Origin of the sequence: Undibacterium sp. WLX3042 (genome assembly GCF_049544825.1) — a bacterium.
Lineage (GTDB): Bacteria > Pseudomonadota > Gammaproteobacteria > Burkholderiales > Burkholderiaceae_D > Undibacterium.
The window spans coordinates 1,497,680-1,520,562 of sequence record NZ_CP186698.1; the positions used below are offsets into that span (position 1 = coordinate 1,497,680).

At 48.6% G+C, this 22,883-nt stretch carries 21 protein-coding genes; 17 read left to right on the forward strand and 4 right to left on the reverse strand.

Features of this window, described 5'->3' with window-relative positions:
• The first annotated feature begins 351 nt into the window (after positions 1-351).
• Together ACPAOP_RS06740 and ACPAOP_RS06745 are read left to right on the forward strand one after the other, a co-directional pair.
• Positions 352-1,005 carry a Crp/Fnr family transcriptional regulator gene (locus ACPAOP_RS06740; protein WP_423682289.1) on the forward strand — a complete coding sequence of 218 codons (654 nt, stop codon included), beginning with the start codon at positions 352-354 and terminating at the stop codon, positions 1,003-1,005.
• On the forward strand, positions 1,002-1,835 hold the full coding sequence (locus ACPAOP_RS06745; RefSeq protein ID WP_423709749.1) for a Rossmann-like and DUF2520 domain-containing protein: 834 nt from the start codon (positions 1,002-1,004) through the stop codon (positions 1,833-1,835). The genes ACPAOP_RS06740 and ACPAOP_RS06745 overlap by 4 nt, the downstream gene beginning before the upstream one ends.
• Here ACPAOP_RS06745 and ACPAOP_RS06750 read toward each other — a convergent pair.
• Both ACPAOP_RS06750 and ACPAOP_RS06755 read right to left on the reverse strand, forming a co-directional pair.
• Complete coding sequence (locus tag ACPAOP_RS06750; protein WP_423709750.1) at positions 1,820-3,280, reverse strand: sensor domain-containing diguanylate cyclase; 1,461 nt, start codon at positions 3,278-3,280, stop codon at positions 1,820-1,822. The genes ACPAOP_RS06745 and ACPAOP_RS06750 overlap by 16 nt on opposite strands.
• 186 nt (positions 3,281-3,466) lie before the next feature.
• On the reverse strand, positions 3,467-3,988 hold the full coding sequence (locus ACPAOP_RS06755; protein ID WP_423678906.1) for a glycine zipper 2TM domain-containing protein: 522 nt from the start codon (positions 3,986-3,988) through the stop codon (positions 3,467-3,469).
• A 363-nt stretch (positions 3,989-4,351) separates the two neighbouring features.
• Here ACPAOP_RS06755 and ACPAOP_RS06760 point away from each other — a divergent pair, with 363 nt between their 5' ends.
• The 10 genes from ACPAOP_RS06760 to ACPAOP_RS06805 all read left to right on the forward strand — a co-directional run bounded on the left by ACPAOP_RS06760 (position 4,352) and on the right by ACPAOP_RS06805 (position 13,938).
• A complete protein-coding gene (locus tag ACPAOP_RS06760) occupies positions 4,352-5,362 on the forward strand; it encodes an AI-2E family transporter (protein WP_423678907.1) in 1,011 nt (336 codons plus the stop codon).
• Between the two features lie 71 nt (positions 5,363-5,433).
• On the forward strand, positions 5,434-5,736 hold the full coding sequence (locus ACPAOP_RS06765; protein WP_423678908.1) for an antibiotic biosynthesis monooxygenase family protein: 303 nt from the start codon (positions 5,434-5,436) through the stop codon (positions 5,734-5,736).
• A 140-nt stretch (positions 5,737-5,876) separates the two neighbouring features.
• The gene (gshA, locus tag ACPAOP_RS06770; protein ID WP_423678909.1) at positions 5,877-7,175 is read left to right on the forward strand and encodes a glutamate--cysteine ligase; all 1,299 of its coding nucleotides are present in this window, start codon (positions 5,877-5,879) and stop codon (positions 7,173-7,175) included.
• Between the two features lie 50 nt (positions 7,176-7,225).
• A complete protein-coding gene (gene gshB, locus ACPAOP_RS06775; RefSeq protein ID WP_423709751.1) occupies positions 7,226-8,173 on the forward strand; it encodes a glutathione synthase in 948 nt (315 codons plus the stop codon).
• Positions 8,174-8,261: 88 nt separating this feature from the next.
• Positions 8,262-8,669: a PTS sugar transporter subunit IIA gene (locus ACPAOP_RS06780; protein WP_423678911.1), complete on the forward strand. Its 408-nt coding sequence runs from the start codon at positions 8,262-8,264 to the stop codon at positions 8,667-8,669.
• Positions 8,670-8,698: 29 nt separating this feature from the next.
• The gene (locus ACPAOP_RS06785) at positions 8,699-8,968 is read left to right on the forward strand and encodes an HPr family phosphocarrier protein (protein WP_423678912.1); all 270 of its coding nucleotides are present in this window, start codon (positions 8,699-8,701) and stop codon (positions 8,966-8,968) included.
• 124 nt (positions 8,969-9,092) lie between these two features.
• Positions 9,093-10,859 carry a phosphoenolpyruvate--protein phosphotransferase gene (gene ptsP / locus ACPAOP_RS06790; protein ID WP_423678913.1) on the forward strand — a complete coding sequence of 589 codons (1,767 nt, stop codon included), beginning with the start codon at positions 9,093-9,095 and terminating at the stop codon, positions 10,857-10,859.
• A 325-nt stretch (positions 10,860-11,184) separates the two neighbouring features.
• Positions 11,185-12,336 (forward strand): homoserine O-succinyltransferase MetX, encoded by a 1,152-nt coding sequence (gene metX, locus ACPAOP_RS06795; protein WP_423678914.1) that lies wholly within the window; start codon positions 11,185-11,187, stop codon positions 12,334-12,336.
• Complete coding sequence (metW, locus tag ACPAOP_RS06800; RefSeq protein WP_423709752.1) at positions 12,333-12,941, forward strand: methionine biosynthesis protein MetW; 609 nt, start codon at positions 12,333-12,335, stop codon at positions 12,939-12,941. The genes metX and metW overlap by 4 nt, the downstream gene beginning before the upstream one ends.
• A 106-nt stretch (positions 12,942-13,047) precedes the next feature.
• The gene (locus ACPAOP_RS06805) at positions 13,048-13,938 is read left to right on the forward strand and encodes a M48 family metallopeptidase (RefSeq protein ID WP_423709753.1); all 891 of its coding nucleotides are present in this window, start codon (positions 13,048-13,050) and stop codon (positions 13,936-13,938) included.
• A 20-nt stretch (positions 13,939-13,958) separates the two neighbouring features.
• On the opposite strand, the gene ACPAOP_RS06810 is transcribed toward ACPAOP_RS06805, so the two are convergent.
• A complete protein-coding gene (locus tag ACPAOP_RS06810; RefSeq protein WP_423678917.1) occupies positions 13,959-14,120 on the reverse strand; it encodes a hypothetical protein in 162 nt (53 codons plus the stop codon).
• A gap of 447 nt (positions 14,121-14,567) precedes the next feature.
• On the opposite strand from ACPAOP_RS06810, the gene ACPAOP_RS06815 reads away from it, so the two are divergent.
• On the forward strand, positions 14,568-16,949 hold the full coding sequence (locus ACPAOP_RS06815) for a TonB-dependent receptor (RefSeq protein WP_423709754.1): 2,382 nt from the start codon (positions 14,568-14,570) through the stop codon (positions 16,947-16,949).
• A gap of 109 nt (positions 16,950-17,058) precedes the next feature.
• Positions 17,059-18,747, forward strand: coding sequence for a bifunctional metallophosphatase/5'-nucleotidase (locus tag ACPAOP_RS06820; protein ID WP_423709755.1), 1,689 nt, complete (start codon positions 17,059-17,061; stop codon positions 18,745-18,747).
• 114 nt (positions 18,748-18,861) lie between these two features.
• On the opposite strand, the gene ACPAOP_RS06825 is transcribed toward ACPAOP_RS06820, so the two are convergent.
• A complete protein-coding gene (locus tag ACPAOP_RS06825) occupies positions 18,862-19,635 on the reverse strand; it encodes an exodeoxyribonuclease III (protein ID WP_423709756.1) in 774 nt (257 codons plus the stop codon).
• A gap of 385 nt (positions 19,636-20,020) precedes the next feature.
• On the opposite strand from ACPAOP_RS06825, the gene ACPAOP_RS06830 reads away from it, so the two are divergent.
• The 3 genes from ACPAOP_RS06830 to ACPAOP_RS06840 are packed head-to-tail and all read left to right on the forward strand — an operon-like array spanning position 20,021 to position 22,850.
• The gene (locus ACPAOP_RS06830; RefSeq protein ID WP_423682291.1) at positions 20,021-20,839 is read left to right on the forward strand and encodes an ABC transporter permease; all 819 of its coding nucleotides are present in this window, start codon (positions 20,021-20,023) and stop codon (positions 20,837-20,839) included.
• Positions 20,829-22,223 carry an ABC transporter ATP-binding protein gene (locus ACPAOP_RS06835; RefSeq protein WP_423678921.1) on the forward strand — a complete coding sequence of 465 codons (1,395 nt, stop codon included), beginning with the start codon at positions 20,829-20,831 and terminating at the stop codon, positions 22,221-22,223. Before ACPAOP_RS06830 ends, ACPAOP_RS06835 begins: the two co-directional genes overlap by 11 nt.
• 24 nt (positions 22,224-22,247) lie before the next feature.
• Entirely contained in the window at positions 22,248-22,850 is a 603-nt protein-coding gene (locus ACPAOP_RS06840; RefSeq protein WP_423678922.1) for a methyltransferase domain-containing protein, read from the forward strand.
• Positions 22,851-22,883: the final 33 nt, after the last annotated feature.

Consider the following 22,883-nt stretch of genomic DNA (forward strand, 5'->3'; position numbering starts at 1 on the left):
TACATCAGACTTACTGCGGTTGTTATCTGTGGCTACTGCAAGCTGGATGGCATTGTCGTTACCGTTGAATACGTAAATCGAAACGGTGTTTAAGTGGCTGGATTATGTGTCAGCTCGCTTACAATGTCTCCATCAGGATGACGGTCATGTATTCCGGCGGTCGGTGTATTGAGGCCGGATGATAATCTGTCGATCCTGAATAATTATTTTTGTTGATCAGATACTAGTTGCTTGTATCAGCTGCGGCTGTCGTTTGACTGACAATCTGACGGAATGAACCAACTTTCGGTGGTGCGTTGCACAAATATGGCGAATATAAAAAGTGAACTGAAACAAGGCTTGGCAAAGACAATGTGGGCGCACATGCTGGCGCCGGATCACATGCAAAAAGTCGAGGAAGAGGTGGTGGAGCGCTTTATTCCGGCCGGTGGTTATGTTTGCCGTAAAGGCGATCCTGTCGATCATTGGATGGGCGTGCTCGACGGCTTTCTGAAAATGAGCAGTATTTCGCCGGAAGGAAAAACGGTCACCTTCAGTTGTATGCTGGCGGGCGGCTGGTTCGGCGAGGGTTCCTTATTAAAAACTGAACCGCGCCGTTACGACGTCGTTGCCTTGCGTGATACCCGCGTCGCGTACATGCCGCGCAGCACCTTCACGTTTTTGCTGGATAACAGCATTCCATTCAATCGCTTTCTTTTGCATCAGTTGAACGAACGGCTGGGCTTGTTTATTTCTCTGGTGGAATATGATCGCATGCTTGATCCTGATACCCGCGTCGCGCGTTGTCTGGCGGCGATGTTTCATCCTTATCTGAATCCCGGCAGCAGTATGCAATTGCAGATATCGCAGGAGGAGATTGGCTATATTTCCAGTGTGTCGCGGCAAAGAGCGAATCAGGCTTTGCAACTGCTCGAAAAGAAGCAATTGCTGTCCGTTGATTATGGCGGCATCACGATACTGAATCTGGAAGGTTTGCGGCGTTATCCTGAACCGGTGGTCGCATGAAGACGATGGCGATAGTCGGTGCCGGCAAAGTCGGTCAGGTATTTGGGCGCTGCTTTCAGCAACAGAACGTATTTTCTGTCACACAGATATTGAACCGGACATCTGCCAGCGCCCAGGCTGCCCGGACGTTTATTGGTGCCGGTGCTGCACTTGCCAACTGGCAGGAATTAGTTGCGGCAGATGTCTGGATGCTGGCGGTCGGCGATGATCATATTTCCGATGTTTGCAATGCTTTAAGTGAACGAGGACTGATCAATGAACATACTATCGTGTTTCATTGCAGCGGCTCGAAGGCATCAAACGAGCTCGCTGCTGCAGCAGCAACCGGCGCTGCTGTGGCCAGCGTGCATCCGGTACGCAGCTTCGCAGATCCGCAAGCAGTAGCGGGTCATTTTTCCGGAACCATATGCAGTCTCGAAGGTGATCGCCGGGCGCTGGACGTATTATTGCCGGCGATGCAGGCCATCGGTGCGCAAACGGTTGAGATCAGCGCTGAATCGAAATTGTTGTATCACGCAGGTTCGGTGTTTGCCAGCAATTATCTGGTGAGTCTGATGGACGTTGCATTGCGTGCTTATCAGTCGGCTGGGATTCCACCTGAACTGGCGCGGGCAATGGCGAAGCCGCTGGCACGTCAGTCACTGGAGAATGTATTTCAGCTCGGAGCACCCGCGGCACTGACCGGGCCGATCGCGCGCGGCGATATGACAACGGTCAGCCGGCAGCAGGCGGTCGTTTCTCAGTGGGATCAGGCGGCGGGAGAGTTGTATCAGGCGTTTGTCACTCCCACCGTTGAATTAGCGACCCGCAAACATCATTCAGAAAAATAAACACTGTTCCGTCCGTTGGCTTTGGCCTGATACAAAGCCTGATCCGCGCGTTCAAATACGCTATCCTCGGTTTCGCTGGTCCGGCATTCTGCGACACCCATGCTGACTGTGACAGACAGTGGTGTGCGGGTGAGGTCGGTCGTGCGTGAAAAATCGTTATTGGCAATGGTGTTACGTAAGGTTTCAGCGATGGAAGTTGCTTTTTCCAGCGTACAGTTTTTCAGCAAAATCAGGAACTCTTCGCCACCCCAGCGGCAGATAACGTCACTTTCCCGTAAAGAACGTTTAGCGATTGCAGCGATTTCTTTGAGGACGTGATCACCGATCAGATGACCGTGTTTGTCGTTAATTTTTTTGAAGAAATCAATATCCAGCAGAATCGCACACAGAGGCTGGCGTGTGCGCTCGCTGTCGAGCAGGCTTTGCTGAAAGACGAAATCAAAAGCATGCCGATTCAGCAGATTTGTCAGGGAATCCGTCGATGCACATTTTTCCAGGCGTTTCTGGTAGCGGCGCACAGTGAGCAGCACCATCACCATGATCAGAATCGTGATGGCAGCGCTGAGACCAATATTGAGCAAGAAAACATTGTGCACGGGTTGCATGCCGGAACTGGCATCCTGTTCTACCAGTAAATGCCAGCCCAGCTCAGGAATATAGCGTGAGTTGACGAGCACCATGCCGTTACTGCCCTGATAGTCCAGGTGCATGGATTCGCTGCTGTGATTCGCCAGAATTTTCGCAGAGATGCTGCCTATGCCATTGATGGTCTGAATATTTTCGCCTTGTTTGCTGAAGTTACTGCCAGCCAGAGTGATTCTGCCTTGCCTGTCAGCAAAGTAAATCTGGCGATCAAAGCGTTTCTGGTAGCTGTCAATCAGATGCTTGAGAGTATTGAGCGTCAGTCCTATGCCGGTAGCGCCGATAAATTGTCCCTGGTAATCAAAAATCCGGTAGTTGACGAAGATCGTGACTGCATCGTGGTTGGCGAGATCCAGATCGACATTGGTTTCGTAGGAAGATTTGAGATTTTTCACACGGAAAAACCAGGCATCACGCGGTTCGCCTTCTTTGACCTGCTTTAACAAACCGTCAGCGTAATAATAGTTGCGGGATTTATCTGAAATCAGAAAACTGGAGATCGCTTTATTTTTGAGTTTGATTTCTTTCAGATATTTGGTGATCTGTTCCTGATCATCTTCGCCGTTGATGATCCAGTCGCGGACAAAAGTGTCGTGAGCCATCTGTGAAGACACGAATACCGGCCGCAGTATGTCTTTTTGAATCTCCGAATAAACATTATCCCCGGTGATAGGCAGGGTCTGTTCAGATATCCCCTGTTGTATCGTATCGCGCGAGACGATGTAGCCGGCAACGGTGGTGAAGACAAAACCGGCAATCAGTAACAGAGAAAGCCATACCAGCAGACCGTATTTTTTTAACATGTTTTTCATGGACTGGAGACGGAGCGTATGCGTAAAGTTTGGCCGTGATCATACTATAAACCCATGTGATTTCGGCCGGATATGCGCCGGAAAATACTTTCCATGTGGAAATGAAGACGAAAAAAATGCCGCATTTAGCGGCATTTTGTATTCAAGCAACGGTATTTAGCCGTTTCTGATCAATTCTTAAGGACGAGGTGTCAGCGAAACATGTAAGCGCAGACGTGAACCCGGATCATAAGGCATGACCGAGGTATAAGTGCGGCCGTTGTACTCATAAGTGACCGCATAGCCGTTGTTGCGGGTCTGCCAGTTGTCAACGGTTCTGCATTGACGAACCGGACGACTATCGTAGCCTTGCTGACCATTGTAGCCATTATTGTCCATACGGTCGCCGACGATAGCGCCGGTCAGCGCACCAGCTGCTGCTGCTGCGATCCGGCCATTACCGCCACCAACCTGACTGCCGAGCAGACCGCCGGCGATACCACCAATGATGCCGCCCGAATTACTGCGTTCTTGCGGACGCTGGATAGTCTCGTATTCAGTCCGGCATTCCTGACGCGGCATATTGACTTGCTCGACTTGTGGGGTGACGTTGATGACGCGTGCATAATCCTCAAAATCTGCAGCCTGTGCGATCGAACCGACGCTGGTGAGCGCCAGCACAGCAGCGGCAGCGGAGAGTTGTTTCTGTGTGAATGTCATATTTACCTCGATGCAAGTGACCATCAATTCAGTTTAGTCCTCATTTAACGCTTCAGGTTCCGATACGGACGACAAGAAAGATGTAAATCTATGTTTCAGCCATGTTTCTGAACTTTGCCACAGACTGCCGCTACTCGCCAGATCGCCTGTGCCGCCGCTGCAAAGGATGTCGCCGGGCTGATAATCAACGCCGATCAAATATCCCTGTTTTTACCGTCGATGTATTTGCCTGCATTATGGTTAAATGTGCGCGTATTGTGGCTGTAACAGCATCAGGTTGTTGGTTGTCTGACTCACGGGGCTGATCACTGTCTGATGTTGATGATGGCAACTGGCCATCTCTTATAAAAAGGAACTCGCGTGATGGTAACTCCCAAACTAAGTGCTTCAGTGTATGCATCGTATATCGTGGCGGCAGTCGGTTTATTTTTAGTGTTGAAAGCGGGCTTATTGCTAGCCTTATTTTCCGGCTTGCTGGTGTACTCGCTGGTACACATGCTGACACCAATGATTGCACACAGGCTCAGTCATCGACAGCCGCGCATGATTGCAGTGGCTTTATTGTCTGCCATTTTAATCATCAGTTTGCTTTTAGCAACCTGGGGTTGTCATGTGTTTTTGCGCAGTGATGCAGGGAATTTGCATAATCTGCTGCAAAGACTGGCTGATATTCTGGAATCATCGCGCAGCCAGGTACCGCAGTGGATGAGTGCCAATATTCCGGAAGATGTTGATGCGTTACAGACGATGATCACACACTGGTTGCGGGAGCACGCGGGGGAAGCAAAGTTGCTGGTGCCGGAAGCAGGCCACCTGATCGTACATTTATTGCTGGGGATGGTTATCGGCAGCATGGTAGCCTTGCGCGATGCCAGTGGCGACACTAACCACAAACCGTTTGCTGCTGCCTTACATCAGCGCGTTGCCGTCTTTGCGCAGATTTTCCATAAAATCGTCTTTGCGCAATTCAAAATCTCTCTGATCAACACCGTATTGACAGCGATTTATCTGCTCGTCATTCTTCCGTTAGCCGGTGTGCATCTGCCACTGACCAAAACCATGATTGCGATTACTTTTCTGGCAGGTCTGATTCCTGTTGCCGGCAATATCATTTCTAATTCTGTGATCGTGATTGTTGCTTTATCGCACTCGCTGAATATGGCAATTGCTTCGCTGGTTTTTATGATCGTGATTCATAAAGCTGAATATTTCCTCAATGCCCGCATCATCGGAGAGCAAGTCAATGCGCGGGCCTGGGAGCTGCTGACGGCCATACTGGTGATGGAAACCCTGTTCGGGGTGCCGGGTGTGGTCGCTGCGCCAGTGTTTTACGCCTATGTGAAGCGGGAATTGAGTGAGCGGGGGCTGGTCTGATTTACGCCCGATTGGTGCCATAATAGAACACGCAACAGATATTTCAGACATTCCATTTTAAAGAGCCAAACATGATTCTCGAACTTGCCGACATCCGTATTCATCCAGGACAACAAGAACAATTTGACGCCGCGATTCAGCGCGGGCTGGATGAAGTCATCTCTAAAGCCAAAGGTTTCCGCGGTTTTAAAGTGAATAAGGGAATAGAGTCACCGGAACGCTATGTCCTCATGATTTTTTGGGAAACACTGGAAAATCACACCGTTGACTTCCGTGAGTCGCCTGCCTTTTTGCAATGGCGCGCGATTGTCGGTCCGTTTTTTGCGGCGCCACCAACCGTCGAACATTTCAGCCTGCTGACAAAATCATCCTGAATTCCGTAGGGATATTCACAGGCTTGACTTGATTCTTTTCGTTTCATCCCAAGCTAAGAGAGTCTTAAAAAAAGCCGGCACGCTGCCCTGATATTGGCGAAAGTTGCCGGTGACTCAGGCAGCTTATCAAAAAGGTCACTATGGTTCCGCATCTTGTCACGGCTCTCAACGGGCCACTGCACGATCTCGAAAAGAAAATTCTGGAGGCTACGCCTGCCATTGAGCGCTGGTTCCGCCTCGAGTGGCAGGAACACACTCCGCCATTTTATTGTTCCGTCGATTTACGCAATGCGGGGTTTAAATTAGCGCCCGTGGATACCAATCTGTTCCCCGGTGGCTTCAATAATCTGGCGACAGAAATGTTACCCTTGTCCGTGCAGGCAGCGATGGCGGCGATAGAGAAATATTGCCCGGATGCTAAAAACCTGCTGCTGATCCCGGAAACCAATACACGTCATCCCTTTTATCTGCAAAACATTGCCCGCCTGATGCAGATTTTCCGTCAGACTGGTCTGAACGTGCGCCTCGGTTCTTTATCAGCCGACATCACCGAGCCGACGCCGATTGATCTGCCGGATGGTAGTCAGCTGATACTTGAACCGCTGGAGCGTTCGGAAAATGGCCGACGTCTGGTGCTGAAAAATTTTGATCCCTGTACGATTGTTCTCAATAACGATTTGTCGGCAGGCATACCGGCCATACTCGAAGAACTGAATGAACAGACGCTGTTGCCGCCATTGCATGCGGGCTGGTCTGTGCGCCGCAAGAGCAATCATTTTTCATCGTATGATGAAGTCGTGAAAAAATTTGCCAAGCTGGTCGATATTGACCCGTGGATGCTTAATCCGTTTTTCACCAAAGTCAACGGCATTAATTTTGACGATGGCACAGGGGAAGATGCGCTGGTGGCCGCGGTCGATACGATACTGGCGAAAATCCGTAAGAAATACAAAGAGTACGGCATTAAAGAAAAACCGTTCGTGATCGTCAAGGCGGATGCCGGAACCTATGGCATGGGCATCATGACGGTGCATCATTCCGACGAAGTGCGTGAGCTGAACCGTAAACAGCGCAACAAAATGTCCGTCAATAAAGACGGGATTGCCGTGACGGATGTGATCGTGCAGGAGGGGGTTTACACCTTTGAGCAGATCAAAGATTCCGTCGCTGAACCGGTCGTTTATATGATCGATCGCTATGTCGTCGGCGGCTTTTACCGTGTGAATGAAGAGCGCGGCACTGACGAAAACCTGAACGCCCCGGGAATGCAGTTTGTGCCGCTGGCATTTGCGCAGCAACATGCGGTGCCGGATATGAAGGCAAAACCCGGCACGGCAGCGCCGAATCGTTTTTACATGTATGGTGTGGTGGCGCGGCTGGCATTACTGGCTGCCTCACTGGAACTGGAAAAAACGGATCCTGATCCTGAAGTTTATTAACCGGCATGCCGGCTTACTCCCGGTGTACCGTCATTTTCAAAAAAATTATCATGAAAATCGCCTTTCTGACTGACCCGCTGTCGCAATTCAAGACTTATAAAGATTCCACTTTCGCGATGATGCGCGAAGCAGTCAGACGTGGTTATACGGTGTATGCGTTCGGTCCGTCAGACATGGCACTGGAAGGTGGCAAAGTCATTGCCAGCATCAGCAAAATCACGCTGACCGGTGACAGCGAAGACTGGTATCGCGCTGATGCGCCGGAAGCGTTGCCGCTGAGCGCCTTTGACGCGGTATTGCAACGCAAAGACCCGCCGTTTGATATGGAATATATCTACGCGACCTATTTGCTGGAAATGGCAGAACAGCAGCGCGCACGCGTTTTCAATAAGCCGGCGGCGATACGTAATCACAACGAAAAACTGAGCATTGCGCAATTCAGTCAGTTCACCGCACCGACGCTGGTGACGCGCGATGAGCAGCGTATCCGTGCTTTTCACCGCGAACATCAGGACATCATTCTGAAGCCGCTTGATGGCATGGGTGGTGCCGGCATTTTCCGGATTCGTGCCGACGGCATGAATCTGGGCTCCGTGATCGAAACCCTGACGCTCAACGGCAGCCGTACCATCATGATCCAGCGTTATATCCCCGAGATCGTCAATGGTGACAAACGTATTTTGCTCATCGGTGGCAAGGTCGTGCCCTATGCGCTGGCGCGGATCCCGCAAAATGGCGAAGTGCGTGGCAATCTGGCCGCGGGTGGGGTTGGCGTGGCGCAGGAATTGTCGGCACGCGATCTTGAGATTGCGCAGACTTTGGCGCCGCAGCTTTATCAAAGAGGCTTGTTGCTGGTAGGATTAGACGTGATTGGCGATTGCCTGACCGAGGTCAACGTGACCAGCCCAACCTGTTTCCAGGAAATTACGCAGCAAAAAGGCGTGGATGTGGCTGCGATGTTTATCGATGCGCTTGAAACGGCAGTTTCCGGGCATTAATATACTCCCCGGGGTATGTTGTAACCCCCTTATAAAATCATAGGGATTAAGTGTAAATTGGCACATACTCCCTCTATTTTGAGAAATTATGGTTGGAATACTGTTAATGACTCACGCGCCTTTAGGCTCGGCATTTATCCAGGCGGCAGCACATGTTTTCCGCGGTATGCCTGAACGTCTGGAGGCGATAGATGTCATTGCCGACCAGGACACGGACGATGTTCACCGTCTGGCGCTGGCAGCGGTTGAGCGTCTCAATGACGGTTCCGGCGTGCTGGTGATGACGGATATCGTTGGGGGAACGCCATCGAACTGCTGTCGCCAGCTCGGCGAGCCGGATCAGGTCGCCACCATTGCCGGTATCAGCCTGCCGATGTTGTTGCGGGCGATTACTTACCGTAATGACACACTGGATGTGGTCGTCGAAATGGCGCTGGCAGGAGGACAGAATGGCGCGCTGCGGATAGATAACCGTATCCGGCTGGCACCGAATTAATCAGAGAATCAGAGAGTTGAAAGTACAGCATGATCCAACAAGAAATTGAAATTGTGAACAAACTTGGTCTGCATGCGCGTGCATCGGCCAAATTTACGCAACTGGCAAGTAAATTCAAGAGTGAAGTCTGGGTGACCCGCAATGGTCGTCGTGTCAATGGCAAATCCATCATGGGTGTGATGATGCTGGCAGCGGGCAAGGGTAGCAAAATCATGCTGGAAACCGATGGTGCCGATGAGCAGGAATGCTTTGACGCAATCGTCGGCCTCATCAACGACAAATTTGGTGAAGGCGAGTAAAAGGGTCTTTCCGCTCAGACCATAAGCAGCGTTCCGGGTGCGATGGTCTTGCAGCGTTGTCGTCTTCATTCATTTGCCTGCCGGCGTAGTGGATGAAGGCAATCTAGAACATTAGGGACAAGGCATGGCATCATTTACATTGCAAGGTATCCCGGTTTCACGCGGAATCGCGATAGGGCGTGCGCATTTGCTGCGTCCGGCCGCGCTGGATGTGAAACACTATCTGGTTGCGCAGGAATTAATTGAAGCGGAAGTGCAGCGCCTGCAAGACGCAATTGCGCAAGTTCACGTCGAGTTACAGGAGATCTGGGCAGAATTGCCACAGGATGCACCGACTGAGCTCGGAGCATTTCTCGATGTCCATGCCCTGATTTTATCCGACCCCATGGTGTCGGAAGCACCGCTCGATATCATCCGTACTCGTCACTACAACGCCGAATGGGCACTTGTGACGCAGGTCGAGGAACTGTCGGCGCAGTTCGATGAAATTGAAGACGATTATCTGCGCGAACGCAAAGCCGATATTCAGCAGGTTGCCGAGCGGGTGTTGAAAGTGCTGACCGGCTCTTCAAGTCAGGTTCTTTCTTCCGACGGTATTGATGAACGCACCGCTAACATGGTGGTGGTCGCCAGAGACATTTCTCCGGCAGATATGATGCAGTTCCGCGATGTCGCCTTCACAGGATTCGTCACCGATGAAGGCGGGCAGAATTCGCATACCGCCATCGTTTCACGCAGTCTGGGTATTCCCGCTGTTGTCGGCATGGGGAACGCGTCGCAACTAATAGAGCAGGACGACTGGCTGATCATTGACAGCGATGCCGGCGTGGTCATCGTTGCGCCGCCGACGATGGTGCTGGAACAATACCGTGAACGCCAGGCGCAGCTGCTTAAACAACGAAAAAAACTTTCCAAGCTCAAAAAAACACCGGCGGTGACGCAGGACGGTGTTGAAATCACCCTGCTGGCAAACATCGAGTTACCAGGCGATACCGCATCGGCGCTTGAGGCGGGCGCCAGCGGTGTTGGCTTGTTCCGTTCCGAATTCCTGTTTATGGAGCGCAGTGGCGAACAGCATCAGTTGCCAAGCGAAGAAGAGCAGTTTGATGCGTATCGTAAGGCGGTACTTGGCATGAAAGGCCGTCCGGTCACCATCCGCACCTTAGACGTCGGCGCAGACAAACCGCTGGAAGCGGCTGAACACAATATTCTCAATCCTGCCTTAGGTTTGCGCGCGATACGCTATTGTCTGGCCGAGCCGCAGCTGTTTCTGACGCAATTACGGGCCATTTTGCGCGCATCTGCATTTGGCCCGGTGAAAATTCTGATTCCCATGATGGCGCATGGATTTGAAATTGAGCAGACCTTGCAACTGATCGTGCAGGCCAAGAAAGAGCTGACGGCAGAAAAGAAAGAGTTTGATGCGAGCATTCCGGTTGGAGCGATGATAGAAGTTCCTGCAGCGGCGCTGGCGTTGCCGATGTTTGTGAAAAAACTCGACTTTTTGTCTGTCGGCACGAATGATCTGATTCAGTACACGCTGGCAATTGACCGCGCGGATCATGAAGTTGCGCATTTGTATGATGATTTGCATCCGGCGATTTTGCAGCTGTTGCAGATGATCGTCAGTACCGCAGAAAAAGCCGGGATTCCCCTGTCAATTTGTGGCGGTATGGCGGGTGATCTGCGTCTGACTCGTTTATTGGTCGGCATGGGGTTCCGGGAATTATCCATGCCTGCTGCTTTGTTGCCAGAGATTAAACAGGCGATTCTGAATACCCGGTTTGAGAGTTTGCAGCCATACGTGAAAAAGATCCTGCGCAGCTATGATTCTGCTGTCATACAGGAAACTCTGAGCAATATGGAAGCGCTTGGCAAAACGCTGCACTGAATCCGGAACAGGTTTGACGATGAGACTGGAGTTCGTTATCCTTATCAACTTAATCCGAATCTCATTAAATACGATAATGTCGTTGCTGTGCCCTTGCCGTGCTGAAGCACTGTCTGCGGACACGCGCCTTGTTCTCCTATTTAATCAGAATTGGAATGAAATACAGGCGCCGATTTGAAAATCAGCTTGCGGGCGCGGTCTGGAAAACTTCCGGACAATAAATACGGCTAAAGCGAGCTTGAATGCAGCTTTCCTTCCTTCACATTCAGCCCTTCTTTTAGCCTTCCTTAGTTTTTGAACGAGAATTTTCTCGATGGAAGAGTGTATGTCAGTCTTACCTGGATCCGTTGGTGCTGTGACACCACAGGCGTTTCACTTTGAGGCACCGTTGTCTTTACAGAGTGGTGCATCAATTGCCGGTTATACCTTGATGGTAGAAACCTACGGCAGCTTAAATGCAGACAAATCGAATGCCGTCCTTATTTGTCATGCCTTGAATGCATCTCATCACGTCGCAGGTTACTACGCCGACCAGCCCAAGAATATAGGCTGGTGGGACAACATGGTCGGCCCAGGCAAACCTGTGGATACCAACCGTTTTTTTGTCATCGGCGTCAATAATCTTGGTTCCTGTTTCGGTTCCACTGGCCCCATGCATACGAACCCTGCTACGGGCAAACCCTATGGTGCCGATTTTCCTGTGGTCACCGTAGAGGACTGGGTCAACGCGCAGGCACGTCTGGCAGATGTTCTGGGGATACAGCAATTTGCTGCGGTCATGGGTGGCTCACTGGGTGGCATGCAGGCGCTGGCATGGAGTATTCTGTATCCGGATCGCTTGCGGAACTGCGTGGTCATCGCATCGACCCCCAAACTGTCGGCGCAGAACATCGCCTTTAATGATGTGGCGCGGCAGGCGATACTGACCGATCCGGATTTCCACGGTGGTGATTTCTATGCACATGGCGTCGTTCCGCGCCGTGGCTTACGGGTGGCACGGATGATAGGGCATATCACGTATTTGTCGGATGACGATATGGCCGAAAAATTCGGACGTGATCTGAGGTCGGATGACTACCAGTTTGGCTATGGTGTCGATTTTGAAATTGAATCTTATCTCCGCTATCAGGGCGATAAATTTTCAGATTACTTTGATGCCAATACCTATTTGCTGATCACCAAAGCGCTGGATTATTTTGACCCCGCCCGCCATACCGGTGGCGATCTGACCAAAGCGCTGGCGTCAACCAAAGCACAGTTTTTACTGGCATCATTCACCACCGACTGGCGTTTTGCACCTGAGCGCAGCCGTGAAATTGTGAAAGCCTTAATCAGCAATAAACGTACCGTCAGTTATGCCGAAATTGATGCGCCGCACGGACATGATGCTTTCCTGCTGGACGATTCCCGTTATCTGAATCTGGTCGCCGCGTATTTCGATCGTATTGCGGCAGAACTGAAAGGAGTGTCAGCATGAATTTTGCAGAATTAAACCAGTTGCGCCCCGATCTGGCATTTATTGCCGACTGGATACAGCCACGTTCACAAGTGCTGGATGTAGGCTGCGGCGATGGGGTCATGCTTGATTATCTGCAAACCGATAAGCAATGTAGTGGCTACGGTATCGAAATCGCGGACGACAAAACGCTGGCCTGCGCGAAGCGTCACGTTAATGTGATACAGCAAGACATGGAAAATGGTCTGGGCATGTTTGATGACAATGCTTTTGATACCGTGTTGTGTTTATCGTCGTTACAGATGATGAAACATGTGGAACCTTTGTTGCGTGATATTGCCCGCGTCGGTCGTGAAGCCATCGTCTCTTTTCCGAATTTTGGCTACTGGCCGCACCGTACCGCATTATTGCTGGGAAAAATGCCGGTATCGAAATCCTTGCCGTATCAGTGGTATGACACACCGAATGTCCGTTGTGCAACGATTTATGATTTTGCCGATCTGGCCAATGAAGTCGGTCTGGAAGTGATGCAATGTGTTGCCCTGCACGAGGGACAACCGGTGCACTTCCTGCCCAACTTACGCGGCAGTCTCGCGGTCTTTCGGTTGCGTAAGCGTCAGGTGTAGTTTAATGACCCGGTTTCTGCGACATACAGCATTTTTTATTGCCGTATCTTTAAAACCGGGGGTATGAGTACCATTTCTTCAGGTAACTTGTTCACTGGCTTAGATTATGAAACTTCATATACTTCTGGCTGCTGCTTTTTTCGCGACAACAGGCCCGGTATTGGCACAGAATGCCACTCCGCAAGATGGCGTGAAAATTGGTGGAAATTCGTTTTTAAGTAAACTTGCGCCGGTTGGTTCACTCGAAAATCAGTCGGCAATGCAATATGCACAAACCATGCAACAGGCGGAAAAGCAGCATGCGCTGGGTCCTGATAATCATCCGCAGGTAGTACGTCTGCGGGCAATTGCCAATAAGCTGATTCCCTATTCTTTGAAATGGAATGAGCGGGCGAAGCAGTGGAAGTGGGAAATTAATTTGCTGGGGTCCAAGCAAATCAATGCTTATTGCATGCCCGGCGGCAAGATCGCGTTTTATTCCGGGATTTTGGATACTCTGAAACTCACGGATGACGAAGTTGCGATCGTGATGGGACACGAAATTGCGCACGCCTTGCGTGAACACGGCGCCGAAAGAATGGTGAAGTCGAGTGCGGCCAATCTGTTCGTCAAAGGGGTAGAGATTTTTGCCGGAGCCAAAGGGTATGATCCGAATATCGCTGGCTCGATTGCAGGTGGCGCCGCGAATGTCACCATGCTGAAATTTTCCCGCGATAACGAAACGGAAGCCGATATCGTTGGCCTCGATATTGCTGCACGCGCAGGCTATGACCCTCGCGCCGGTGTTGCTCTTTGGCAAAAAATGGGGATGGTGAATAAAGGTGCACCGCCGCAATGGCTGTCCACACATCCCGCCGGTCAGAACAGAATTGCTGAAATTCGTCGTCATTTGCCGGAAGTGATGCCTTTGTATGCGAAGGCGAAAGGAATTTCTCTGAATGGGATAGCGCCGTATCAGACGAACGTCAAGGGTATTGAGCCAGTTTTTTACCCCTAGTTTCCTGCAAAAGCAATTTGTCACAGCCTTGTTTGCCCTATTTTGAAAGAAAAATTTCTTTCAAAAATATTCTGCAAATAAAAATCAAGCATAATTTCACCCAAAGAACGCATGTTTGCCCAAAAAAAGCGCGTCTGTTGTGCATTTGTGACATTTTCATGCATATAAAACCAAGATGTCATCGTCCTTTCATAATTGGGTGTAACACTTTGTAATGTTGAAAAAATTATGTGATAGACTATTTTCACATATCAATATACCGCTGATTAATCCGAATTTTTCTTGTTCATTCAGCACAAAAATCAACAGTGTTATACAAAAATAGACGTCAGAATATAGCGTCTGTTTTTTGAAGTTCGCAAGAGCAATCGTTTGCGTCTCAGCTGATTTATGATTTTTAGCGTTAGCAATCGATTGCTTTTTGAAATCAGGCATAAAAAATGCATGCCCGCCTCACCGGCAGGCTTTTTATGTGGTGGTTTGCAGCTTGAGTTTTTTATAAAGCCAGCAGGTTGGCGATAAAGTGTGGTGATGGAGATGTCATCAAGCGGTGTTAAATGCTTGAGATGATGAACAGGATTCAGCGCAATTTTTATTTTTTTTACCGTAATTTGATCCGGGAGCAGTCAATGAAACAATCTACGAAGCCTTCAGCGTTTCCGTCACGTTTGTCGATGGTCGCGATTGCATGCCAACTGGCATGTATGGGCATTTCCACTGCGCAAGCACAGGAAGTCAGCAACGAACAAACAAGCTCAACACAAGTGACTATTACCGGCAAAAAAGTCGGTATGGGTCTGATGGTGCAGGAAAATGCGCCAAAAGCACGCAGTACAATTACTGCAGAAGAGCTGGCAAAACAACGTCCTACCGGTAACGCGTACGAAGCGCTGGAGCTGATGCCTGCGGTCAATAGTTATAACTACGACGCAACTGGTCTGTTCGGCGGTGGCCTGACTCTGCGTGGCTTTAACAGCGACCAGATCGGTGCGACAATCAATGGCGTACCTGTCAATGATTCCGGTAGTTTCTCAGTGTATCCACAAGAGTTTGTTGATCAGGAAAATACCTGCACACAGTTCGTCACACAAGGCTCGACTGACGTTGATTCTCCACAAATCGGTGCGACCGGTGGTAACTTCGGTATCACAACATGCGATCCGTCTAAAACAAAACGTTTCCGCGTAATGCAGACCGTTGGCGGCCTGAATCTGTCTAAAACATACCTGCGTTACGACACCGGTATGTTGTCAGATAACCGTTCCCGTCTGTTTATTTCTTATTCTCATGCTCAGGCCGACAAATGGAAAGGCGAAGGCGGCGCGAAACGTGATCACGTCGATTTCGGTTTCCGTACAGACTTTGATAAATTCAACTCTGTCAGCGGTGTTGTTTTGTACAACCGAGCGATCAACCAGAATATCAGTTCGTTCAGCCTGGCTGATCTGAACAAAAACGGTTACTACTATGACTATTCCACGAAGTTTATTGGTCATGTGACACCGACCAAAGGTAAAGCTGACAACGATCCTAGTCAGGCAAACGCAGACTCTTTCTACAAGCTGACACAGAATCCGTTTGAAAACGTGATTGCTTCTGTCACTGGAAAAATGCGTATTGGTGAAAACACGGATGTGAAAATTATTCCTTACTACTGGTATGGCTACGGTACAGGTGGTAACCAACAGAAGTTAATGGCTGAGGGGCCACTGTTTGATAAAAACGGTAAACAAACACAGTTTTCTTTCTTGAATCCAGCAACGGGTAAGAGCACCGCAGCAGTTGATCTGAACGGTGACGGCGATACACTGGATAAAGTAATTGTTGCCAATAGCAGCGTCACGCGTACAAACCGTCCTGGTGTAACTGCTTCCGTTACACATACGTTTGACACCCATCAGGTATTGGCTGGTTTCTGGTATGAGCGCGCAACGCATGAGCAATTTGGCCCTATGGTTGCTGTAGATGCCAACGGTAATGCGGCTGATATCTGGCTGAAAGATGGTCGTATCACTCGTCCGGATGGAACGCCATACCAGAGCCGTGATTGGAAAACAATCAGTACTGCGTACCAGTTTTTTGCACAAGATACAATCAGCCTGATGAATGACAAGCTTTCTGTCAACGTTGGTGTTCGTGTGCCAACGATGAAACGTAACTTCACTAACTATGCAAGTGAAGGCTGGGCTACTCCTTATAATATTGAGAAGTCATACTCTGAAGTATTGCCACAACTGGGTGCTCGCTATCAGATCGATAATAACAATCAGGTTTTTGCAAGTCTGGCAAAGAACATGAAGGTACCACCAAACTTTGTGTACTCTAATCTGTCTGTTGTGAACGGTGCCGCAGTATTGCCAGTGGATGTTAAGGCTGAAACGTCTTATAACCTTGATATTGGTTATCGTCATCAGAGCGATAAACTGACAGCACAAGCAACGGTATATTCCGTTGATTTCCGCGATCGTCAGGCAACTGCTTATGACCCGATTTCTAACACCAGCAGCCTGAGTAATGTCGGTAAAGTCAAAACTCAAGGTTTTGAGCTGGAACTGGGCAATACTCCGATCAATGGCTGGTCGTTCTACGGTTCCGTTGGTTATGCAAACAGCGAAATCAAAGACAATCTGGTCGTTAGCAAAACACTGACTCAGCCGACAGCAGGCAAGAAAATGCCTCTGACACCTGAATGGAAAGCAGGCTTGAGCGCGCAATATGAAACAGCTGTCTGGTATGCACGTCTGAAAACGAAATACACCAGTTCACAGCAAGCAACTCTGGTGAATGACGAAGAAGTACCCGCATACACTTTGGTTGGTTTTGATGCCGGATATCAATTCCCGAACACAAGCTGGCTCAAAAAACCAACTTTGCGTTTGAGCATCAGTAATATCTTTAATGAGAAGTATCGCAACCCATCTTCTCAATCAAAAGTAAATGCTGCGGCAGGCGTGTACTATTACCTTGGTGCACCACGCCTCACATCCGTCACATTTTCTGCAGATTTCTAATCGCATGAATGCGCAGTTGCTGTAGTCAGTTTTCAAGGTAAAGCAACGACAATTCAGGCCTGCAACGATTTCTTGTTGCGGGCCTTTTTTATTTGATAGTGGCAAAGATATGAATAAATTCAAACTCATCAGTCTTGCAGTTCTTGTCGTCATTGGTGGTTGCTCGACAACGTCAGACAAGAATGCACGACTCAGCAACATCACGATCTTCAGTATCAATGACTTTCATGGTAATTTGCAATCCGATCAGCCTGTGCCTTACCTGGCAAGCAAGGCAGATGTTGCTAATCCGGGTAAAACAGTGAATGTTCCCTCTGGTGGTTATGCTTATCTGGCGGCGAAGTTAAAAGAGCGTCGCGCAGCGGTGCCGTCCAGCATCCTGGTCGGGAGTGGTGATCTGATGGGGGCATCTCCTATGGGTTCGGCATTGCTGAAAGATGAACCAGTGATCGAAGCCTTGAATCAGCTTGACCTGACGGTGACAGCAGTCGGAAATCACGAATTTGATTCCGGCACGGCTGATTTGATGCGTAAAATCAAAGGCGAATGTGCGTCCTCCGGCTGCGCTTATGCGGATTTTCACGGTGCTAAATATGCGTATCTGGGTGCTAATGTGTATGAGCAGGGCAGTAATACGCCGTGGTTGACACCGTATGTGATACGTCAGGTCGGGGATGTGAAGGTCGGGTTTATCGGTGCGGTGACGTCCGATGTCCCTAATCTGGTGGCTGGTGACTCGATCAAACGTCTGCGTTTTGATGATGAGGCGGCATCCATTAATCGTTATGTGCCTGAGTTACAAAAGCAAGGGGTGAATGCGATTGTTGCATTGATTCATGAAGGCGCAAGTTACAAAGGTGCGGAAAACGATCCGAGTTATCGCTGTGAAGGCTTGCAAGGACCGATTATCGACATCACTAAAAAGCTCGATAAAGCCATATCGTTGGTGGTCTCCGGTCATACTCACCAAGGCTATACGTGCAAAATTGATGGTCGTCTGCTCGTACAAGGCCGTAGCTATGGTGCGTTTCTGACAGAATCCACGCTGACCATAGACCGTAATACCAATGCGGTAGTGAATGCGGTGGCTGTGAATCATCTGATCGATCAGCAGCAGATTAAAGCAGATGCGACCGCCCAGGTGCTGGTTGACAAAGTGGCGACACAAACGGCAGCCATGCGCCAGCGTCCTGTGATCACGATCGACAAACCCATGTTGCGCTCCAGTGAGGCTGGTCGTTTCGACAGCGCGTTAGGGAATATGATTGCCGACGCACAGTTGCATTACGCCCAGCATCATGGTGGCGCTGATATTGCACTGATGAATGCGGGTGGTATCCGCAGCGATTTACCGTCTGGCAGCCAGAAGGCGCCTGTCAATGTCACGTTTGGCGACTTGTATGCGGTGCAGCCATTTGGGAACAATCTTGTGCGAATTACCCTTTCGGGTGCGCAATTATTACAGGTATTGCAGCAGCAATGGGCCGGTGGACGCCCTGCAGAGGAGCCGAAAAAACTGTTTGTCTCGCACGGTCTCAGCTATGTCTGGAATCCTGCAGCGGCGACAGAGCAGCGTATCACCGACGTTAAGATCAAAGGTAAAGCGCTTGATCCGACGCAGCAATATAAGGTGGTCGTGAATAATTTTCTGGCGGATGGCGGCGATGGTTTCAGCGTGCTGAAGCAGGGAACGGATCGCCAGCTGATCGGGCGCGATCTGGATGCATTTGAATCGTATATCCGCGAGCGCGGTGATCGCATTACCGATGTGCTGCTGGATAGGGTGCAACGCCGTTAGTAGAACGGCTACCTAAAGGAGCGTTGCGAGAAGTTTAAACCACTTCTCCTAATATCCGTGAGGGTTCCCAGTCATTATGGCTTGGAAACCCGCATTTTTATTAAGACTATCGAATTAAACGTAGTTGATAATCAGGGGTGAGTGGTCAGAAAAGCGCTGTTCTTTGTATATCGAAGCATTCTGTGCTTTCGCTGCTATGCCCGGTGTTGCGACATGATAGTCAATCCGCCAACCAACGTTATTCGCCCAGGCTTGACCACGATTGCTCCACCAGGTGTACGCCTCGCCTGTTGTATCGGGATGCAGACGACGATAAACATCGATCCAGCCCTGCTCATCAAATAAGCGTGTCAGCCATGCACGTTCCTCTGGCAAAAAGCCGGAATTTTTCTGATTACTTTTCCAGTTTTTTAAATCAATTTCCTTGTGGGCGATATTCCAGTCGCCACAAATCACCAGTTCCCTGCCTTCAGCCATCAGCGTTGCCAGATGTGGAAAAAATTCATCCATAAAGCGGAATTTTGCTTCCTGTCTTTCCGGTGAAGAAGAGCCGGACGGGCAGTAAACCGAGATAACAGAGATATCATCAAAATCACAGCGCACATAACGTCCTTCCGGGTCAAATTCTGCACTGCCGAACCCGATGTGCACGGCATCCGGTTTTTTCTTACTGTACACGCCTGCGCCTGAATAACCCTTTTTCTCAGCGTAGTGAAAATGGCCGTGATATCCGTGTGGATTCAGAAACTCAGTCGTCATGTCCGCTGCCTGTGCTTTTAATTCCTGTACACAAACAAGATCCGGGCTTTCCTTTTCCATCCATTCAAAAAAGCCTTTTTTTGCTGCAGAGCGCACGCCGTTTAAGTTGGCCGAAACGATTTTGGTCATATTGTGACGATCAAATTTTTAAAAATTAAGAAATGAGACCCAGTTTTTTGGAAAAAACTGATGTGAGAATTCCGACGATATGGCTCATGTATAAGACAATCGTACTGTATGTGACAAGATTGCAATGCCCTTTGGAGCATTCTATAAGAGCGAACAGGTATAATTCACGTTCTAAATTACTCGAAATGTTCGTACATATTATCTGGTGGTGTTGATAATTCCAATAGAGCACTAATTAAATAAGAAAATGTAACTTCTCTTGTATGTTTAGTGTTTGGTAAGCACCCTGTTCGATAAATTCGATCATCTGAGTAATGAACCCTATAAAATCGTGCGTTTTGAAAAATATCAGGCCATTTTATTCAAAGCGCGTCTTTACACCTTAATGACTAAATTTCCAATTTCTCCGTTTTTTGCACTGAAATCTCTCTGGTTGCATCGCCGTCTGATTATAGATATGGCGAAGCGCGATGCTTTGGGTAAGTATAAAGGCTCGTTTTTGGGTGTGTTCTGGTCTTTATTAACGCCGGTGTTTATGCTGGCAATCTATACTTTTGTGTTTAGTGAGATTTTCAAGGCGAGGTGGACCGCTGCCAGTACATCAAAGACCGAATTTGCCATCGTTTTATTCGCAGGCATGATCATGTTCAATTTATTTGCCGAGATTGTTAATCGGGCTCCTGGTCTGATTTTAAGTAATCCTAATTTTGTAAAGAAGATCGTTTTTCCTCTAGAAATACTCTCCTGCGTTAATCTGTGTTCAGCGTTATTTCATCTTCTGGTCAGTGTTATCGTTTTACTGATATTTCAATTTATTGTGTTTGGTCAGATTCCATGGACCGTATTAATTCTGCCCGCAGTGATTTTTCCACTGGCACTGATTTGTCTTGGATTGAGCTGGTTTTTGTCGGCTATTGGCGTGTTTCTGCGTGACGTTGGTCAGACCATAGGTATTTTTGTTACTGGTTTGATGTTTCTTTCACCAGTTTTTTTCCCTTTATCAGCAATACCGGCGGATTGGCAGACACTTGCCAATTTGAATCCTATGGTTTTTCCGATTGAGATGGCGCGCCAAATTCTGGTCTGGGGAAACCAGCCTGATTGGTTTAATTGGTTTTTGTACCTGTGCTTATCAATTTGTATAGCGTGGGCGGGTTTTGCCTGTTTCCAAAAAATTCGCCGGGGATTTGCCGATGTCATCTGAGTTTGCTATCAGTGTCAGAGGGGTGAGTAAGTGTTATCAGATTTACGACCAACCGATTGACCGTTTAAAACAAGGAATAATCGGTTTGCTTGCCAAGGTCTGCCCCAGCCGAAAAATCAGAGATCGCCTTTCAGGCTGGGCGCAGAGATATTCCAGGCACTATTGGGCGCTCGAAGATATTAGTTTTGATTTAAAAAAAGGCGAAACCTTCGGTATTGTTGGTCGCAACGGATCTGGTAAAAGTACCTTACTCCAAATTTTGTGCGGAACATTAAGTCCTACTCAAGGCGAAGTGCAGGTCAATGGCCGGGTAGCGGCTTTATTGGAACTTGGGTCGGGTTTTAATCCCGAATATTCTGGCCGGGAAAATATTTATATGAACGGCCAGTTGCTGGGATTGAGCAGACAAGAGGTCGATGAGCGGATTGACGATATTGTCGAATTTGCGGATATTGGTGACTTTATCGATCAACCAGTTAAAACATATTCAAGCGGCATGTATGTACGTGTTGCTTTTGCTGTTATCGCTCATGTGGATGCAGACATATTAGTAATTGATGAGGCATTGGCGGTAGGTGATGCTTTTTTCACGCAAAAATGTATGCGTTTTTTGCGTAAATTTATGAATAGCGGCACCATATTGTTTGTAAGTCATGATACAGCAGCAGTTAAAAACTTATGTCAACGCGCTATTTGGCTGGAAAAAGGGCGAATACAGGCAAGTGGTTCCGCAAAAGAGGTGTCTGAACGTTATTTGCAGGCATTCTATGAAGTGGCGCAGGGAAAAAGTAGCTCAACCAAAATGCTTACAATACCCCCAGTACTTCAGGACGCAAAAACGCCGAAGGAGAAGAGAGATGCACGTTTAGCCTGGATTAATCAGAGTAATTTAAGAAATGACATTCAGGTTTTTGAATTTGATCAAAATGCAAGCAGCTTTGGAACAAAAGAAGCCAAAATCAGTGCAGTTGAATTTTTTGATGAAGACGGTAACCCTCTAAGCTGGATTGTCGGTGGAGAAACAGTTCAATTGCACATCAGTGCGTTTGTGACTCAGGATATTTTCTCCCCCATTATCGGCTTTTATATCAAGGATAAGTTAGGTCAGATTCTGTTTGGCGATAACACCTATCTTACTTACCATGATGCACCACTGAGTGTTGCTGGCGGTAACGAAATAGAGGCTGTGTTTAGTTTCACGATGCCTATTTTGCCAAAAGGCGATTACTCAGTTTGCGCTGCAATCGCCGTTGGCACGAATGAAAACCATACCCAGTTAGAGTGGGTACATGATGCGATGATTTTACGTTCAGAATCGTCGCATGCGACAACAGGTTTGGTTGGTGTGCCCATGCAAGGAATTGAAATTAAAGCAATTTCTTAAAATATATTATTTAAAGTTAAAAATATGCATACAAGTTCAATGGATAAAATGAGGGCATTTAGAGATAAATACCTCGCAGCAAAAAGAAATCAAGAAATCAGTATTCTTGATATTGGTAGTCAGGAAGTTCACATCAATGGCAGCTACAAACCTCTGTTCAGTGACGAGCCGAAATGGAAATATCAAGGCTGTGACATGGTCGCGGGCAACAACGTTGATATTGTTTTGACGGATCCGTACAACTGGAGTCAGATACCATCGAATTCAGCAGACGTCGTCATTTCCGGTCAGGCATTCGAGCACATAGAGTATTTCTGGATCACGATGATGGAAATCGCAAGAGTGCTTAAACCAGGCGGCTATGTTTGTATTATCGCTCCCTCCTCCGGCTACGAACATCGTTATCCGGTTGATTGTTGGCGTTTTTATCCTGACGGCTTTACTGCCTTGGCCAGATACGCCAGATTGAATCCGCTTGAGTCCTATACCCAATGGGAGGATTCTCCGCTCTATGATGAGCATACCAATTGCTGGCATGACTCTGCTTTAATTGCGCAAAAGCCGGCTAGCTCTGCTATCCGGGATGGCTTGAGAAGATTTTTGATTCAACTTAGCCGCAAGTTGTAGAAAAATTCTGCAGATAAGCAAATAACCGATTAT

What these genes read in the sequence shown, in the direction of transcription:
- metX (WP_423678914.1), top strand. Translation starts at nt 11,185, where the DNA reads ATGTCAGTCTTACCTGGATCCGTTGGTGCTGTGACACCACAGGCGTTT.
- ACPAOP_RS06760 (WP_423678907.1), top strand. Translation starts at nt 4,352, where the DNA reads ATGGTAACTCCCAAACTAAGTGCTTCAGTGTATGCATCGTATATCGTG.
- ACPAOP_RS06840 (WP_423678922.1), top strand. Translation starts at nt 22,248, where the DNA reads ATGCATACAAGTTCAATGGATAAAATGAGGGCATTTAGAGATAAATAC.
- ACPAOP_RS06740 (WP_423682289.1), top strand. Translation starts at nt 352, where the DNA reads ATGTGGGCGCACATGCTGGCGCCGGATCACATGCAAAAAGTCGAGGAA.
- ACPAOP_RS06825 (WP_423709756.1), bottom strand. Translation starts at nt 19,635, where the DNA reads ATGACCAAAATCGTTTCGGCCAACTTAAACGGCGTGCGCTCTGCAGCA.
- ACPAOP_RS06750 (WP_423709750.1), bottom strand. Translation starts at nt 3,280, where the DNA reads ATGTTAAAAAAATACGGTCTGCTGGTATGGCTTTCTCTGTTACTGATT.
- ACPAOP_RS06820 (WP_423709755.1), top strand. Translation starts at nt 17,059, where the DNA reads ATGAATAAATTCAAACTCATCAGTCTTGCAGTTCTTGTCGTCATTGGT.
- gshA (WP_423678909.1), top strand. Translation starts at nt 5,877, where the DNA reads ATGGTTCCGCATCTTGTCACGGCTCTCAACGGGCCACTGCACGATCTC.
- ACPAOP_RS06835 (WP_423678921.1), top strand. Translation starts at nt 20,829, where the DNA reads ATGTCATCTGAGTTTGCTATCAGTGTCAGAGGGGTGAGTAAGTGTTAT.
- ACPAOP_RS06785 (WP_423678912.1), top strand. Translation starts at nt 8,699, where the DNA reads ATGATCCAACAAGAAATTGAAATTGTGAACAAACTTGGTCTGCATGCG.
- metW (WP_423709752.1), top strand. Translation starts at nt 12,333, where the DNA reads ATGAATTTTGCAGAATTAAACCAGTTGCGCCCCGATCTGGCATTTATT.
- gshB (WP_423709751.1), top strand. Translation starts at nt 7,226, where the DNA reads ATGAAAATCGCCTTTCTGACTGACCCGCTGTCGCAATTCAAGACTTAT.
- ACPAOP_RS06745 (WP_423709749.1), top strand. Translation starts at nt 1,002, where the DNA reads ATGAAGACGATGGCGATAGTCGGTGCCGGCAAAGTCGGTCAGGTATTT.
- ACPAOP_RS06815 (WP_423709754.1), top strand. Translation starts at nt 14,568, where the DNA reads ATGAAACAATCTACGAAGCCTTCAGCGTTTCCGTCACGTTTGTCGATG.
- ACPAOP_RS06765 (WP_423678908.1), top strand. Translation starts at nt 5,434, where the DNA reads ATGATTCTCGAACTTGCCGACATCCGTATTCATCCAGGACAACAAGAA.
- ACPAOP_RS06830 (WP_423682291.1), top strand. Translation starts at nt 20,021, where the DNA reads ATGACTAAATTTCCAATTTCTCCGTTTTTTGCACTGAAATCTCTCTGG.
- ACPAOP_RS06755 (WP_423678906.1), bottom strand. Translation starts at nt 3,988, where the DNA reads ATGACATTCACACAGAAACAACTCTCCGCTGCCGCTGCTGTGCTGGCG.
- ACPAOP_RS06780 (WP_423678911.1), top strand. Translation starts at nt 8,262, where the DNA reads ATGGTTGGAATACTGTTAATGACTCACGCGCCTTTAGGCTCGGCATTT.
- ACPAOP_RS06810 (WP_423678917.1), bottom strand. Translation starts at nt 14,120, where the DNA reads ATGACATCTTGGTTTTATATGCATGAAAATGTCACAAATGCACAACAG.
- ACPAOP_RS06805 (WP_423709753.1), top strand. Translation starts at nt 13,048, where the DNA reads ATGAAACTTCATATACTTCTGGCTGCTGCTTTTTTCGCGACAACAGGC.
- ptsP (WP_423678913.1), top strand. Translation starts at nt 9,093, where the DNA reads ATGGCATCATTTACATTGCAAGGTATCCCGGTTTCACGCGGAATCGCG.